The sequence below is a fragment of the Pseudoalteromonas sp. SG44-8 genome (genome assembly GCF_014164125.1).
In the GTDB taxonomy this organism is placed as follows: Bacteria; Pseudomonadota; Gammaproteobacteria; order Enterobacterales; family Alteromonadaceae; genus Pseudoalteromonas; species Pseudoalteromonas rhizosphaerae.
The window spans coordinates 47,834-64,116 of sequence record NZ_JACJEQ010000008.1; the positions used below are offsets into that span (position 1 = coordinate 47,834).

Below are 16,283 nucleotides of genomic sequence, written 5' to 3' on the forward strand. Positions count from 1 at the left end.
TCTGAGTTTTATTTTCATTAACTAAATAACACAATTCGTTTACGGCCACGCTAAGCACACAGAGCGTCTATACTCTGCTGCAGCTGTTCAATAAACTTCGCTACATGTAAACCATCCATCAATGCATGGTGTACATCTATTGAGATAGGCATTGTCCCCTTTTGTGCATCAAACTGTCCAAACACTAATTTAGGAATGCCGAAATGATTACCTTGTGTATGTGCATGAGAGAAGCTTGTAAAGTTCAACCACGGTAAAACCGAAATATGGATCAAATCAGTCTGACCTTCGGTTTGCGCAAAAGCAGTTGAGAATAATGGCTGTTGCTTTGCCGCTAAGCTAACTCTGTTTGCATGTATTTGAAAGTCGTTCAACGTAGCTTGTTGTGAAAAGTAGCTAAACCTAAAGGTATCATCATCAGCAAGCTCTACAACACTGGCACGTTGAGCAGCTAGTTGCCAAGGTACACCGTCAATGATCCTCAGTAACATTGGTTGATAAGTATTACTTGCCTGCAATGTCGCATAGATATAGGCATGAAAAAAAGAGCATTGCTGTGATTTACAATGCTGATACAACGCCCCCATATCTAATTGTACACATACATTAAAGTAGGGTTGCGTAAACTCTTTAAACAGTGAGAAATGTTGTTCGCGTGGCCATGTGGCTAAATCGATGGGCGTCATATCTTTAAAAACTATACAGGTCAGGTTGACCGTATCGTGAGGGATTTACTGAATAATGTAAAGGCGTGCAATTGCACGCCTATAACGCGTTTATTATAAACCGTTTTTGATGATCTCTTGTGCGAGTTCGTCTGCGATCAAATGCGTTGATTTTTGCTCTTTCTCACTTCGCGAAAAAATTTCAGTTAAGGTCTTGAAGATCCCCTCAACATGTTTATTTGATGCCTCAGCACTGTAACCTTCTGGCGCTGTTTCATAATAAACATTAATAATACCACCTGCGTTAATCACATAATCTGGTGCGTATAAAATACCTTTTTCACGAATGATCTCACCGTGACGAGACTCGGCTAATTGGTTATTTGCACAACCAGCAATAATTGTCGCTTTAATGCGTGGAATAGTCGCATCATTTACTGTTGCACCAAGTGCACACGGTGCATATACATCGACATCAAGGTCGTATATTTCATCAATGCCTACAGCAGTCGCTGCAAAATCATTCACGACTCGGTCAATTGCCACTTGGTTGATATCAGTTACAAACAAGGTCGCACCCGCGTCATGCAAATGTTTACACAAGCCATAAGCAACAGCGCCTAAGCCTTGTACTGCCACTTTAATGCCACTCAAGTCTTGGTGACCACGTTGATGTTGTAACGCCGCTTTAATTCCTAAAAATGTGCCATACGCTGTAAATGGTGATGGGTTACCACTTTTACCTTCAAGGCCTAATACATAGTTAGTTTCTTTATTCATGATAGCCACATCATCACAGGTGATGTTTACATCTTCAGCGGAATAGTAACTACCATTTAAGCGCTCTAATTGGCGACCAAATGCACGGAATAATTGTTCAGACTTAATTTCTTTGGCATTTCCAATGATCACAGATTTACCACCACCAAATGGTAAACGTGCTACCGCATTTTTGTAGGTCATACCCTTTGATAAACGAAGCGCATCGACAACAGCGTCGTCATCACTTGCGTAATCCCACATTCTGCAACCACCAACAGCAGGACCTAAATTAGTATTATGAACGGCAATAATTGCACGAAGGCCTGATTCTTTATCTGAACAAAAAACCACTTGTTCGTGGTTATCAAAATCAACTCGATTGAACACAGCCACTTTATCTTACTCCGAAATTTGTAACCCGTGAGAGGGTATGCACGCTGAAATTGCCGAGACTCTACCACTTCATATTACAGCTTGCCACTATATGAGATGATAAAACCTATCAATATCAGGCGCCGTAATGAACAAGCTAAATTATCGCAATTTTAAACATTTTAAATTCAAAAATAGTCACTTTTTAGAATAGTTAATTAACTTAACTAAAAATATAGCATGATAACGTTTACGTGAACGTCAATTTAAATATTATTGTAAAGTTTAAATTACAAGGCAATAAACAGCAACAAGAGAGTAATGATGGGTCTTTGCGGGAGGTTAGGTGGTTTACATCCAACTGGTCTGAGCTGATAAGCGGTATCTGAGAAAACTCAAATACCGCATAATAAAGCGAATACTTATTTTAATTTAGCGTCTAACTCTGCAATTTTAGCTTTCCAAATTGCTGGGCCTTGGGTATGCGCATTTGCGCCTTCACTATCCACTGCGACAGTGACTGGCATATCTTCTACTTCAAATTCATAGATAGCTTCCATACCTAAATCTTCAAATGCCACTACACGGGCTTTTTTGATAGCTTTAGATACTAAATAAGCTGCTCCACCTACGGCCATCAAATACACAGATTTATTGTTTTTGATAGACTCAACCGTTGCAGGGCCACGTTCCGCTTTACCAATCATGCCAATAATGCCGGTTTTTTCTAGCATCATGTCAGTGAATTTATCCATCCGAGTTGCTGTTGTAGGACCCGCTGGGCCCACTGCTTCATCACGTACCGCGTCAACTGGGCCAACGTAGTAAATAAACTTATTATCAAAATCAACACCTGCAGGTAACCCTTCACCAGAATTGATCATATCTTGCAGACGTTTATGCGCTGCATCACGACCAGTTAATATAGTCCCTGACAGTAATACTGTTTCGCCCATTTTCCATTCATGCGTGTCTTCTTTAGTTAGCGTATTTAAGTCAACACGACGCGTGCCCTCACCCACTTCAAATGTGACTTCTGGCCAATCTTCAAGTTTTGGCGCTTTTAAGTTTGCAGGACCTGAACCATCTAATGTGAAATGTACATGGCGAGTCGCAGCACAATTAGGGATCATAACCACAGGTTTTGAGGCCGCATGAGTCGGTGCGGTTTTTATTTTCACATCAACTACTGTTGTTAAACCGCCAAGGCCTTGTGCGCCAATACCGAGCTTATTTGCGCGCTCAAATATTTCTAAACGAAGTTTCTCTTCGGTGGTTTCTGCGCCACGTTCCATAAGCTCATGGATATCAACTGGATCCATAAGTGATTCTTTTGCCATTACTGCGGCTTTTTCTGCCGTTCCGCCAATACCTATACCTAGCATGCCTGGTGGACACCAACCAGCGCCCATGGTCGGCAAGGTCTTTTCGACCCATTCAGCCACATCATCAGATGGATTAAGCATCACCATTTTACTTTTATTTTCAGAGCCGCCGCCTTTTGCTGCCACCATTACTTCAACATTGCCGCCTGCCACTAAATCAATGTGCACGACCGAAGGCGTATTATCTTTGGTGTTTTTACGGCTACCTGCAGGATCTGCAACAATAGATGCACGTAATGGATTATCTGGATTCAAATAAGCACGACGCGTCCCTTCGTCAACCATTTGCTGTACGGTTAAATCTGTTTTGTCCCACTTAACATCCATACCTACTTTCACAAAACAAGTAATAATACCTGTGTCTTGGCACAAAGGACGTTTGCCTTCTGCCGACATCCGCGAGTTAATTAAAATCTGCGCAATGGCATCTTTTGCCGCTTTACTTTGTTCTTTGTTATAGGCTTTTTCGAGCGCTTGAACAAAATCAAGTGGATGATAAAACGAAATATACTGCAATGCATCTTCAATGCTATCAATAAAGTCTTGCTGACGAATTGTACTCATAGGGGTTCCTTAAATTACCTTTACGTGAGAACACGTAAACTAGGCCAAACCAGTGACGGTGGTTTGTACAGCGCTTAGGCAACGTCACTAAACGCTGCCAAAAAATTATAACTTATGATACCCTCCTAGCCCGTTTCGAGCCAGTTCTTCAGGGTAAAAAAATAGATGATAAAGCAACAAAAAACCTGTATTCAATTAGACATTTCGCTCAACTGCCTAGAGGTTTTCGCCTATTTTGCCCATTTACCTTATGCCGTTCTGCTGGATTCAGCCAACAGCGACCATATAAATAGTCGTTACGATCTGATTGCTATTGCGCCAAAAATGCGCCTAGAAGTTAAAAATAACCACACGTTTATTGATGACAAGGCAACTGAACAAGATTGTTTTAGCATCATTAAAGCACAGCTAAATACTCTAGATAGCAGTAAAACTCAGCCTAACCTACCTTTTAGTGGCGGCTGGCTCGGGTATTTTGGTTACGACCTTGGCCGAGTCATTGAAAAACTTCCCAGCCAAGCTATCGATGATATCGATATGCCACAACTAGCTATTGGTCTCTATATGGATGCACTTATCTATGATAAAAAGCTGCACAGTTGGTTTTATGTCGCACAGCCTGATGTTGATAGATCAGCAATGTATCTACAGGAGTTAGCTCACGCCTCTCCAATTACCTCGCCATTTGAAATCACCCGAGGCTGGTCATCAAATATGAGCCGCGCACAATACAGCGCTAAGTTTGCAAGAATTCAGGGATATTTAAAAAGTGGCGATTGTTATCAAATTAACTTAGCACAGCGTTTTACAGCGCAGTATCAAGGCTCACCGTGGCATGCTTATTGTACTTTGCGCGAAGCTAACAAAGCACCTTTTTCAAGTTTTATTAATCATCCTGATGGCGCTATTTTATCTATTTCCCCTGAGCGCTTTATTGCGATTAATGATAATCAGGTTGAAACCAAGCCAATCAAAGGAACGCTGCCACGGTGTCTTGATAAAAAAGAAGATGCGTTACAAGCAACTCGATTACAAAATTCAGCGAAAGATCGCGCTGAGAATGTGATGATTGTTGATTTACTGCGCAACGACTTAGGTAAAGTTGCCAAACCTGGTACCGTGCAAGTCCCGTCACTCTTTGCGATTGAGAGTTTTCCTGCAGTACACCACTTAGTCAGTACCGTGACAGCGCAGTTAGCTGACGATAAAACTGCGGTTGATCAGTTGTATGCTGCTTTTCCGGGAGGGTCAATCACCGGTGCACCCAAAATTCGTGCGATGGAAATCATTGAAGAATTAGAACCGCATCGGCGCAGTATTTACTGTGGTTCAATCGGTTATTTAAGCGCTTGTGGCAATATGGATACCAGTATTACCATCCGAACTTTAGTGTGTCACAAACAGCATATTTATTGTTGGGCTGGCGGCGGCATTGTTGCTGATTCACAAGTGGATTTGGAATACCAAGAAACTTACGATAAAGTAAATAAAATCTTACCTTTATTGAAGTAACCTGTGTGAATAGCAAACAGCTTATGGCTCGTTTTCAGCTAACTGCGCCTGCCAATGAGTATATACAGCCAGCTGATAAGAGACATTTTAAACAACGTCCTCAACGAGCCAGTGCCGTTATGTTACCGCTGATTGATGTAGATAACAGCGCGCACATATTACTATGCAAACGCCCAATGTTCTTAAATCACCATCCTGGGGAAATTTGCTTACCAGGCGGTAAGCATGAGTTGAGCGATGCAAACTTACGCCATACTGCACTGCGTGAACTAAGTGAAGAGCTAAATATCGCCCCATCAAATGTCACTGTCATCGGTCAATTAGGCGATTACTCTACTCTTACCGGCTTTACGATTACACCGTTTGTTGGTGTATTAGCCCCAGATACACATTGGCATGCAGACCAAAATGAAGTGGCCGCCAGTTTTTTGCTGCCCATCAGCGCACTCGCTGATGTAAACAATTGGCAACCCTTACCTTTTCATCGCTTTGGCAAAACTATTACTTTACAAGGTTTTTCAACTCCTTACGGACTACTTTGGGGAGCCACTGCTAGCATTATAAAAAACTTTACAAAACAGCTTGCCATACCAGTTTAAATCTCTATTGCAAAGGGTTACAAGGGTACAATTACGCGTTATTATGTGCGACCGTTCAAAGGCAGCAATCGTGCTGAGTAAAAGTAGAGTAAAGTTATTATGATCAGTGCATTCGATATGTTTAGTATTGGCATTGGCCCGTCATCATCACACACCGTCGGCCCAATGCGCGCATCGCGTTTATTTGTTAACGAACTACAACAACAAAACTTGTTAACCGATGTCACCAGCATTAAAGTTGAGCTATATGGCTCATTGGGACAAACAGGTATCGGCCATGGCTCAGGCAAAGCAGTTATCCTCGGACTTGCGGGTTATGATCCGGAAACCATTGATGCCGATTTAGTAGACGATATTCTCGCTAAAATTGAAAATGAACAAGTGATCCACTTAAATCAAGTGCATCAAGCAAAGTTTCCAAAACAAGGAGCGATTGTATTCCACCGTCGTAAAACTTTGCCAAAACACTCAAATGCAATGGAGATCATTGCTTTTAAAGGCGACGAAAAACTCCATAGTAAAGTTTACTATTCAATTGGCGGCGGTTTTATTGTTACCGATGAAGAATTTGAAAACGAAAAACAAGCTGCGCTCACTGTCCGTGAAGAAAACCCAGCCCCCTTTCCATTTGGCAGTGCCAAAGAATTATTAGAAATGTGTAAGGAGTCAGGTTATAGCGTATCAAGCTTGATGATGAAAAATGAAAAAACCTTACGCACAGAAGATGAAATAAAAGATGAACTATTCAATATTTGGCAAGTAATGAAAGCCTGTATTGAACGCGGTATGCGCACCGAAGGAATTTTACCTGGTGGTTTGAAAGTAAAACGTCGCGCCCCTAGCCTGTACTTAAAGCTCAATATTGAAGTCAGCAATGACCCCCTTCGCGCAATGGACTGGGTGGATTTATTTGCCCTTGCTGTTAATGAAGAAAACGCTGCAGGTGGCCGTGTAGTTACAGCACCAACTAATGGCGCAGCAGGTATTTTACCTGCGGTATTAATGTACTACCACACATTCATTAAAGAAATAGACCGCGATATTGCAACTCGTTATTTATTAACTGCCGCCGCAATTGGCATCTTATATAAAAAGAATGCCTCAATTTCAGGTGCTGAAGTTGGTTGCCAAGGCGAAGTTGGCGTCGCATGTTCAATGGCTGCTGGTGCACTGACTGAAATTGTCGGTGGCAGTGTATTACAAGTAGAAAATGCCGCGGAAATTGGCATGGAGCATAACTTAGGGTTAACCTGTGACCCTGTCGGTGGATTAGTACAAGTGCCGTGCATTGAACGTAATGCTATGGGAGCTATCAAAGCAATTAATGCATCGCGTTTGGCTATTCGTGGTAGTGGCGAGCAAAAAGTATCATTGGATAAAGTTATTAAAACCATGCTTGATACTGGTAACGATATGAAAACTAAATATAAAGAAACCGCTCGCGGTGGCTTAGCGGTAAATATAATTGAGTGTTAAGTTTTATAGTCATTAAAAAAGCCGCAATATGCGGCTTTTTTGTTTTCAACAGATTAAAGTCACTTAACCGGTAATTCTATATCTTCAAACAGCTTATCTACGTCATCTTGATTACGTAGTAAACTCGCTCGCTCAACCCGCTCTTTGGTCAAATGTGGTGCAAAACGCTCTATAAAATCATACATATATGTACGTAAAAAGCTGCCTTTTCTAAAGCCAATTTTAGTGGTGCTGGCTTCAAATAAATGGCTGGCATCAATACACACTAAATCGGTATCTGCAATTTGATCAATCGCCATTGATGCTACAACACCCACACCTAAACCTAAGCGTACATAGGTTTTAATCACATCAGCGTCAGTTGCAGTAAATACAATGTGTGGTTCAAGTCCCTGCGCATTAAATGCTTTATCAAGTTCTGAACGGCCAGTAAAACCAAATACATAAGTAATAAGTGGATACTGGGCAATATCGGCAACGGTTAGCGACTCTGCTTTTTTAGCTAGTGGATGGTCTTTTGCCACCACAATACTGCGATTCCAGTGATAGCAAGGTAACATCACTAAATCAGAATATAAATGTAGTGCTTCAGTGGCAATTGCAAAATCAGCATCGCCACGAGCAGCAGCATCAGAAATTTGCTGCGGCGTACCTTGGTGCATGTGCAATGACACCGCAGGGTACTTTTTCATAAATCCTTGGATCACACTTGGCAGTGCATACCGTGCTTGGGTATGTGTGGTGGCAATATTCAACTTACCTTGATCAGGTAGTGTATGCTCATTTGCAACCGCTTTAATACCCTCTACTTTAGAAAGGATCTCACGGGAAATATTAATTATTTCAGTGCCCGCGCTGGTAACATGGGTTAAGTGTTTTCCACTTCGCCCAAAAATCTGCACGCCCAACTCATCTTCCAACATACGTACTTGCTTAGAAATACCTGGCTGTGAGGTAAACAAACTTTCAGCGGTTGCTGAAACATTAAGTTTATGATTTTGGACTTCGACGATGTATCTGAGTTGTTGTAATTTCATGGCTGCATTTTTTAGTGTAGTTATACTGCTTATTTATAAATGCTACATCGCGTCAAGCCAAGTTTTTTCTGATTAACAATAGAAAAAGGCTGTCTGGAATCGTATTTATAAGGTTATCTGCTTAGGCTAGCATAATCCCTCGCCTTGAGGTAGCCATCTTTTAAGCTGATGCTCAAAATGAAAAAATATCATACGCAGATAGTAATAAATGATGAGAAAGTGAATTCTTTTTTACATAAGCCGCGCAAAACTATCCTGTTAGCATATATTTAATGTAAGATTAAAATTATTAGTTTGTGAAATTTGAGACCTAAACCATGATCGTTTCTATTATTATTATGTTGATTGTTGCACTGATTGTCATTGCCCTCTGGGTCAGTGCGGTACAACAGCATAAAGAGAAACAAGAAACAGAACGCCGCAAAGACTTAACCAAACAAAAAAAAATCATTGAAGAATCAGAAGACGTTCTATTAAATAGCGCAAACATCCCTATGTCAGAACATATTTTACGTATTCTACAACGGCGTATTCATGATGCTTTAGTCGCTATGGTGCAGCTATCACCCAATTCGAAAGAGTTAAAGAATCGCTTAAAGGAAGCAAAAGAACGTTTAGGAGACTCAATCGACACCACTAACTTAGAAAATTTAGTGTTACCCGATAACGACAAGCAATTAATAGCACTAATCCAAGGTATTAAGAAAGTACGCGCAGTACTTCGTTCAGAGCATGGCAAAGGGAAAGTAGACAGCCAAATTTTTATTGCTGAAGACAAGCGCTTAGAAAAACTCCAATTACGAATTAATATTGAAAGCCAGATTAAACGAGGTATCTCCGCACGCTCTGCGAATATGGTCGGTTCTGCACGCCAATACTTTGAAAAAGCCTACGCTACTGTATCTGCAGTCGCTTATAGCGATGACTATATAACCACTAAACGCCAAGAGCTCGAAGGTTATTTAGAAGCAATAAGCACAGAGCTTAAAGCATCTAATGCAACAGCACTGAAGAAAAAAGCAGAGCAAGAACAAGACGATTTAGACGTACTTTTTGCACCAAAGAAAAAGTGGTAAACCACTTTTTCTTTGTATTAACTTAGGGTCTGTTGACCTTTGCGGATTAATATTTGTTCAAACTAGGGGCAATTTAATCGCGGCGCGAGGTTTGTAACCTAGTGGGCTAAGTAAAAACCGAGCAAAGCTTCCGCGTCCTGCTCACGCCCCTTACTTACATCCATGTAAGTAACAAAGAGTTAATTGCACCTAGGCAGAACCCTTCGGGCAGCGCCTGTTTGGCATTGATGCTGCGTTATCACCTATTTATGGGGAATGACCACACCACATAGGTTCTGCCTTGCCTAAATACCAAACAGACTGCTGCAAATTTAACCTTGAAAAGTCAACAGACCCTAGTAACTCACTAAGATAAAAACGCAAATTTGATCACAAACATCGCAGTCAATATCCACACACTGATGCTTACTTGTTCTCGTTTACCACACAATACTTTAACGACTGTATAAGAAATAAAGCCCAGTGCAATGCCATGAGCAATAGAGAATGTTAGCGGCGTCATCAATAATACCACACTCACTGGAATGGCATCTGTCATATCATCCCAATTTACAAACTTGAGGTTTTGTAGCATTAGCACCGACACATATAAAATAGCTCCCGCAGTTGCATAAGCTGGCACCATTTTCGCCAAGGGTGCAAAAAACATCATCAATAAAAAGCACATTCCTACAACCACAGCTGTAAGTCCGGTTCTGCCACCCACAGATACTCCTGCAACTGACTCTATATATGAGGTTGTGGTCGAAGTGCCCAATACTGAACCGGCAATGGTTGCGGCGCTATCAGCACTTAATGCTCGTCCTAAACGAGGCATATTACCTTGTTCATCAGCAAGACCTGCTTTTTGAGTTACCGCAACTAAGGTGCCTGATGTATCAAATAAATCAACGAACAACAATGCAAAAATGACGCTAAGCATTGACAACTCAAACGCCGCAGAAAAATCAAGTTGCATAAAAGTAGGCGCAATTGAAGGAGGCATAGATATCACGCCTTGATACTCTACCAAACCCAGACTTAGCGCGATCACAGTTACTAATAAAATGCTGATCAAAACACCACTTTTAAAATCACGATAAAGTAGCGCTGCAATAACAAAAAAGCTAAAAATAGCCAACAATGGACCGGCAGCCGTTATATCACCCAGTTGCACTAATGTTGCAGGGCTGGCCACAATGATCCCGGCATTTTTAAGCGCAATTAACGCTAAGAACGCTCCAATTCCTGTTGCAATGGCTTGCTTTAACACCAATGGAATAGCATTAATTATCCACTCCCTGACTTTGAACAAACTCAGGAACAAGAAAATACAGCCCGACATAAACACAGCCCCTAATGCTGCTTGCCAGGTATAGCCCATGCCTAACACAACACCATAAGTAAAAAAGGCATTAAGCCCCATACCAGGAGCCAAAGCTAACGGATAATTTGCCCAAAAGCCCATGATAAAACAGCCAATAGCCGCAGCAATACAAGTTGCCACAAACGCAGCACCTTGATCCATACCAGCTTCAGCCAACATAGCAGGGTTGACAAACACAATATAAACCATAGTAATAAAGGTAGTGAGGCCGGCAATACATTCGCGGCGCACAGTCGAGTTGTGGTCGCTAATTTTAAATAACGCGTCGAGCATAAGTGAGTTTCATTTTAGATGACAATAATTGCGTGATTTTATCATATATTTCAAGAATAACAGGACAATTAACCTGATATTAGACTAAACTGAGCAGGTAAATGACAACAATAATATGTGTGGCACTATGACAGATACCTCGCCAATTGGCTTAGATTTAGAACAACAGTTAGAAAACGTATTATCGTTTATCACCCAACCGAGCAAAGCCCCACACAGTGCGGTTAAAGCTGATACTCCTGATAACACTGTTAATAAAGCCCTGTATTATTTAAAAAATGATCAACCTCCTCTCGCTGCTAAATGGATGCGCTTAGCTGCAATGTCAGGTAATCAGCGAGCCCAATTTTATCTAGGATTATTTTTTATCAAAGGCCAAGGCGTACCTACTAGTGTTTTTCATGGCGCAGTATGGCTAAGTTTAGCCAGTAGCCAAGGCTATGAGCCTGCAACAACCGCCTTAACTGATTTACGTAAACATCTAGCCACCCGCCGCTTTAAAGATGCCCAGTGTTATGCTGCAACACTGTATGAACAAATACACCAACAGCAGTTTGCTCACCTGATCCCCAACTCACCTTGAAAAGGGACTAATCTACCCTTTTCGTTAAAATCAATTGCCACCTCAATTTAAATAATTAATACATTGTTTTGTATAGTATTATTTAATTTTCTGCACATTTTCAAAGCTGATGGTATCAAATAAATTTAAAAATCGTTCAAAAAGATAGCAAAAAACACTTGCACACAAACACTGTATAAACTACTGTATATGAGTACTGTATAAACAACCAGTGAGTGAAACTTATGTTACAGCCAATTACCATCAGAACAGTTAAAAGCTATCAACAAGATAATTTAAGCGCATCAGTAAATTTGATTCAGATAGAAGATGAGATCTCTGCAACTTTTGAACTTCTAAAGGTGTTACACCATTACAATAATAAAAACGCATGGACGTTACTGATTGCACCGGATCACGTACCAAGTAAAGCTTTACTTGATTCATGTTCTATTGATACCAGTAAACTATTAGTGATTAGGCAAAAGCATCTGGTTAATTTAGAGTATGTACTAAATTCAGCACTACATAACGGTAACTTTGCAGCGGTGATCACCTGGACAGACATTGTGAAAGACAATCAAATAGCTAACCTGTCATTAAAGTTAGACCAAGCGAGTGCAAAACTATACTGTTTTACTAAAACCCAACAAGCTACAGAGATAGCATTAGCACAATAAGCTGTTAAAATGCCGTTTTTTAATAAAGCGTATTTTAATTATGACCTCACTCACTGACAGTCTTTGCTTATGTGGCAGCGAACAAAGCTATAGCGATTGCTGTGAAAAATTGCACTCAGGCAATATACAAGCAACAAGCCCAGAGCAACTAATGCGCTCTCGCTTTGTTGCTTATGCTTTAAAAAATGCTAAGTATATTTACCAAACTTATGCACAAGAAAAACAAGCAGCAAACCCAATCAAAGAAATTGCTGATTTTGCTAATAGTTGCCGCTTTATAAAATTAGCAGTGATCAGTGCAGACCAGCAAGAATACACTGGTTGTGTTGAATTTTGTGTTAGCTATTTTTATCAAAACTTGTTTTGCCAACTACATGAAAAATCAAGCTTCATAAAAGAAGATGGGCAGTGGCGTTATCTCGATGGTGATATCTTCCCTGTTGCAGATATAAAAATTAGCCGCAATGATGAATGCCCGTGTGGTAGCGGTAAAAAATATAAAAAATGCCACAGCGTGTAACACTTTCTTAGAGTGTAGTTTTTACCGTAAGTATTTATAAATAATCATAAATTCAAAAAACTCGCGACCCAACGTGGTCTGTCTAAGTGCGATTAACTCTTTGTTGCTTAACCTAAATTTTGGTTAATGTGTTTTCTAACGCATTGATTTAAAGCACTAATATTACTTTTACTCTCCAGCCGAAATTTTCAGGGAAAATAAGGCGAATTTACGCGTCAATAGCATGCCTATTACAAGTAAATTCAACGCAGTTAACATTGAAAAATAGCCGCTGGAGATGGATTTATTATCCGAAGCTCAGATTACTTCCGCCAGTAGAATAACGCGGTAGCAGTTATCGATCCAACTAGGTTACAAACCTCTTGTCATGATTAAATCACTCCTAGATTAAACAAATTTTAATTCTGAAAGGTCAACATGCTCTAGTACTTCACAACAACACCTATAAACAACTAACTCATCCATAAAACATATATATACTGCGTTAGAACCAGCCCCGTAGCATGCTAATATCTAGTCATATCAAAAAACAATAAAGGAACAAATGTTAAATAAATTTCAAGTGTCAAAAAAACACTATAATAAAAACTAGAAAATAAATCGTTATTATTTTTATATTTTTTAAAATAATTAAAACAAAGCCTAACCTGTTAATTTTAATTAAATATATTTATTTAAAACGCATAAAAACAAAACTAAATAATGAAATTAAAACTAATCAATCAGTAATTAGCATTGCAGAAAGTCATATTTAGCGCAATAATGCCACCGGTAGCACTGCAGTGCAAGCATAAACAGGACTTGATTGTGTTAACATTTTTAACAATTAATTTATTTGATTGTTTTGATCTGAACATACAATAATTAGGAACAACCAATGAATAAACGTACGTTATTTAAATATTCTTTGCATGCTTTGGCCATAACAACTGCTATATATGGAAACAGTGCACTTGCTAATGCGTCAGGCTTTGCCGCAACGAATGGTGGTACAACCGGTGGTGCTGGTGGCGATGTTGTTTATGCAACAACTGGAACCCAAATTCACCAGGCTTTATGTAACCGAGCATCAAGTGACACACCAATTATCATCCACGTTGAAGGCACCATAAATCATGGCAACACCAGTAAAGTATCTGGAGATAGTTGCAATACTGGGCCAGATCTAATTGAACTAAAAGAAATTAGTAATGTTTCTATTATCGGTGTTGGTAGCGGTGCTCTTTTTGACCAATTAGGCATCCATATTCGTTCATCTTCAAATATCATTATTCAAAATGTTCACGTTAGAAACGTCAAAAAATCAGGCTCCCCCACCTCCAACGGCGGTGATGCGATTGGCATGGAGTCAAACGTCAGAAATATTTGGGTCGATCACGTTACACTTGAGGCCAGTGGTGGCGAAAGTTCAGGATATGATGCTTTGTTCGATATGAAGAGTAATACCAAATACGTGACATTATCTTACAGTATTTTGCGCAACTCTGGACGCGGTGGTCTCGTTGGCTCAAGTGATAGTGACAATACTAACGGCCCTGTTACTTTTCATCACAATTACTATGAAAATATTAATTCTCGCACGCCTTTACTAAGACACGCGACAGCGCATGCTTACAACAACTACTACTATGGACTCGTGTCATCGGGCATGAATCCACGAATTGGCGGTAAAATGCGCGCCGAAAACAACTACTTTAAAAATTCCAAAGATCCACTCGGTACTTTTTATACAAATGATATGGGTTACTGGCAAGTCAGTGGCAATGTTTGGGATAATATCGATTGGTCTGAACAAGAAAACAAGCTTCACCCAGCAGGCCCTAATCCGACCTCAACCACAACAATCAACATTCCTTATAACTATCAACTTGATAATGCACAGTGTATACCCAACATCATTGCAGCAACGGCTGGCGCGAACAAAGGCTTGCAAACATCGAATGGCCAATGTGGCTCGACTACCCCAACTGATCCAACACCGGATCCAGATCCAATACCTGAGCCAACGCCATCAGGGGAAAATCTTGCTATCAGTGCCGGTGTTGATGGCAGTTCTAAAGCCAGTGGCTCGAGTTATGGCAATGTGAACGACGGCGATATGTCAACTTACTGGTCACCGTCAGCTACCACGGGCACGATCAATATTAAAAACCTTAACACCACCATAAATGCGATTAAAATAATTGAAACCCCAGCCAGTAAAGGAAGCATTACAGCTTGGTCTTTAGTGAACTACGATACAGGTGTAACACTTACTAACGGTGGTGCTGTGCCAAATGTAATCACTTTTTCTAACACTAACTTATCCAAAGTAAGTTTTGTGATTCATTCCGCCAATGGCGTACCGCAAATTGCAGAGTTTGAAATCTACAATGGTTATACCGACGGCAATAATGGCAACCCAACCAATACACAAGTCAATGGTACTTACCGCATTACCCCAAAACACAGTGGTGCATCATTAGATATTGCTAACTGTCAAAGTGAAGATGGGGCAAATGTTAGGCAGTGGTCTTGGCTTAACAATGATTGCCAAAAATTTAATATTTCAACAGTCGATGGGGTGTGGCATCGTATTTCACCAGTCAATGCTCCTTCTAAAGGGTTAGAGGTCTATACGCATTCAACTACAGCGGGTGAAAATATCAATATCTGGACATACACAGGGAGCTATAACCAGCAGTTTCGTTTGCAAAGTGCCGGCTCTGGTAAGTGGCGTATCATCAACCGAAATAGTGAGTTGTGCTTAGACGTCGCAGGTAGCAAAACTGCCGATGATGCTAATATTCTGCAATGGACATGTACCTCAGGAGCAGAAAATCAAATGTTTGAGTTAACCAGACAATAACTAACATTTACTGTGAAGGGCTTTGTTAAGCTCTTCATTATTAACCATGTTCAGTCAGCGCCTCACGGGTAAAGCGTTGTTTATGTAGTCTGTAGATAGTCGATATATTAATAATAATTACAGTCGCTTCCAATAACACGCCGCCAATAGATCCAACAATTATATTATTTGCCAACCATAGACACGATCCTGCAAACAGCAAAACACGCATTTTGATGCCCGTTAAGCAAAATAGTGCAAAACAACCCAAACAAGCGGCAACAATCGCAAGGTAATCCGTCCATTGCTGGGCTGTTAGATAACCGATAACCACGGTTAAAATAATAAAAATGGCTGCTATCCACACCGATTTTACCCGCATTGATACGGCTGTACGCCCCGCTGAAAATAAACAGCACAATGATGAAGTGATAGCATTGAGTAAATAAAAGTGCAGTGCATGATTTAGATTCATCACCACCATCATTATTTTTAAACGACGATCATCCTTTTGATAAAAGCACACCAATGCTAAAACAAAGCTGAGTAAACCAAACCCTTGGGCAATCCAACTATCAACCACCAGCACTACACCTCACTAAAATAA

14 protein-coding genes are annotated in these 16,283 nt (G+C 40.4%); 8 read left to right on the forward strand and 6 right to left on the reverse strand.

Translation table 11 applies throughout. From position 1 onward, the window contains the following. Positions 1-50 precede the first annotated feature (50 nt). The 3 genes from H5163_RS08790 to H5163_RS08800 form a co-directional block, all read right to left on the reverse strand. Positions 51-686 carry a CatA-like O-acetyltransferase gene (locus tag H5163_RS08790; RefSeq protein ID WP_182734942.1) on the reverse strand — a complete coding sequence of 212 codons (636 nt, stop codon included), beginning with the start codon at positions 684-686 and terminating at the stop codon, positions 51-53. 93 nt (positions 687-779) lie between these two features. Further along, a complete protein-coding gene (locus tag H5163_RS08795; RefSeq protein ID WP_182734943.1) occupies positions 780-1,820 on the reverse strand; it encodes a Glu/Leu/Phe/Val dehydrogenase in 1,041 nt (346 codons plus the stop codon). A gap of 401 nt (positions 1,821-2,221) precedes the next feature. Next, positions 2,222-3,748 carry a fumarate hydratase gene (locus H5163_RS08800; protein WP_145241038.1) on the reverse strand — a complete coding sequence of 509 codons (1,527 nt, stop codon included), beginning with the start codon at positions 3,746-3,748 and terminating at the stop codon, positions 2,222-2,224. Between the two features lie 165 nt (positions 3,749-3,913). Between H5163_RS08800 and pabB the strand changes: the two genes are divergently transcribed. The 3 genes from pabB to H5163_RS08815 all read left to right on the forward strand — a co-directional run bounded on the left by pabB (position 3,914) and on the right by H5163_RS08815 (position 7,335). After that, a complete protein-coding gene (pabB, locus tag H5163_RS08805; RefSeq protein ID WP_182732308.1) occupies positions 3,914-5,260 on the forward strand; it encodes an aminodeoxychorismate synthase component I in 1,347 nt (448 codons plus the stop codon). A 5-nt stretch (positions 5,261-5,265) separates the two neighbouring features. Next, positions 5,266-5,859 (forward strand): CoA pyrophosphatase, encoded by a 594-nt coding sequence (locus tag H5163_RS08810; protein WP_310736589.1) that lies wholly within the window; start codon positions 5,266-5,268, stop codon positions 5,857-5,859. Between the two features lie 99 nt (positions 5,860-5,958). Next, positions 5,959-7,335 (forward strand): L-serine ammonia-lyase, encoded by a 1,377-nt coding sequence (locus H5163_RS08815; RefSeq protein WP_145241045.1) that lies wholly within the window; start codon positions 5,959-5,961, stop codon positions 7,333-7,335. Positions 7,336-7,394: 59 nt separating this feature from the next. Here the strand turns inward: H5163_RS08815 and cysB are convergent, their stop codons facing one another. After that, positions 7,395-8,372 carry an HTH-type transcriptional regulator CysB gene (gene cysB, locus H5163_RS08820; RefSeq protein ID WP_145241047.1) on the reverse strand — a complete coding sequence of 326 codons (978 nt, stop codon included), beginning with the start codon at positions 8,370-8,372 and terminating at the stop codon, positions 7,395-7,397. Positions 8,373-8,689: 317 nt separating this feature from the next. Between cysB and H5163_RS08825 the strand changes: the two genes are divergently transcribed. Next, entirely contained in the window at positions 8,690-9,448 is a 759-nt protein-coding gene (locus H5163_RS08825) for a hypothetical protein (protein ID WP_145241049.1), read from the forward strand. Positions 9,449-9,794: 346 nt separating this feature from the next. Here H5163_RS08825 and H5163_RS08830 read toward each other — a convergent pair whose 3' ends face one another. Further along, entirely contained in the window at positions 9,795-11,087 is a 1,293-nt protein-coding gene (locus H5163_RS08830; RefSeq protein WP_145241051.1) for an NCS2 family permease, read from the reverse strand. 127 nt (positions 11,088-11,214) lie between these two features. Here H5163_RS08830 and H5163_RS08835 point away from each other — a divergent pair, with 127 nt between their 5' ends. From H5163_RS08835 to H5163_RS08850, 4 genes are all read left to right on the forward strand, one after another. Next, positions 11,215-11,670, forward strand: a complete 456-nt coding sequence (locus H5163_RS08835; RefSeq protein WP_145241053.1) for a sel1 repeat family protein — start codon at positions 11,215-11,217, stop codon at positions 11,668-11,670. 224 nt (positions 11,671-11,894) lie between these two features. Continuing rightward, on the forward strand, positions 11,895-12,329 hold the full coding sequence (locus H5163_RS08840; RefSeq protein ID WP_145241055.1) for a SulA-like leucine-rich domain-containing protein: 435 nt from the start codon (positions 11,895-11,897) through the stop codon (positions 12,327-12,329). 40 nt (positions 12,330-12,369) lie between these two features. After that, positions 12,370-12,849, forward strand: a complete 480-nt coding sequence (locus H5163_RS08845) for a YchJ family protein (RefSeq protein ID WP_182734944.1) — start codon at positions 12,370-12,372, stop codon at positions 12,847-12,849. 877 nt (positions 12,850-13,726) lie between these two features. After that, positions 13,727-15,697 (forward strand): RICIN domain-containing protein, encoded by a 1,971-nt coding sequence (locus H5163_RS08850; protein ID WP_182734945.1) that lies wholly within the window; start codon positions 13,727-13,729, stop codon positions 15,695-15,697. Between the two features lie 40 nt (positions 15,698-15,737). Here the strand turns inward: H5163_RS08850 and H5163_RS08855 are convergent, their stop codons facing one another. Further along, entirely contained in the window at positions 15,738-16,259 is a 522-nt protein-coding gene (locus H5163_RS08855; RefSeq protein WP_182734946.1) for a YgjV family protein, read from the reverse strand. Positions 16,260-16,283: the final 24 nt, after the last annotated feature.

Bases quoted from the DNA above. Each gene is read 5' to 3' on its own strand.
- H5163_RS08790 (WP_182734942.1), bottom strand. From the start codon at position 686: ATGACGCCCATCGATTTAGCCACATGGCCACGCGAACAACATTTCTCA.
- H5163_RS08800 (WP_145241038.1), bottom strand. From the start codon at position 3,748: ATGAGTACAATTCGTCAGCAAGACTTTATTGATAGCATTGAAGATGCA.
- pabB (WP_182732308.1), top strand. From the start codon at position 3,914: ATGATAAAGCAACAAAAAACCTGTATTCAATTAGACATTTCGCTCAAC.
- H5163_RS08815 (WP_145241045.1), top strand. From the start codon at position 5,959: ATGATCAGTGCATTCGATATGTTTAGTATTGGCATTGGCCCGTCATCA.
- cysB (WP_145241047.1), bottom strand. From the start codon at position 8,372: ATGAAATTACAACAACTCAGATACATCGTCGAAGTCCAAAATCATAAA.
- H5163_RS08825 (WP_145241049.1), top strand. From the start codon at position 8,690: ATGATCGTTTCTATTATTATTATGTTGATTGTTGCACTGATTGTCATT.
- H5163_RS08830 (WP_145241051.1), bottom strand. From the start codon at position 11,087: ATGCTCGACGCGTTATTTAAAATTAGCGACCACAACTCGACTGTGCGC.
- H5163_RS08835 (WP_145241053.1), top strand. From the start codon at position 11,215: ATGACAGATACCTCGCCAATTGGCTTAGATTTAGAACAACAGTTAGAA.
- H5163_RS08840 (WP_145241055.1), top strand. From the start codon at position 11,895: ATGTTACAGCCAATTACCATCAGAACAGTTAAAAGCTATCAACAAGAT.
- H5163_RS08845 (WP_182734944.1), top strand. From the start codon at position 12,370: ATGACCTCACTCACTGACAGTCTTTGCTTATGTGGCAGCGAACAAAGC.
- H5163_RS08850 (WP_182734945.1), top strand. From the start codon at position 13,727: ATGAATAAACGTACGTTATTTAAATATTCTTTGCATGCTTTGGCCATA.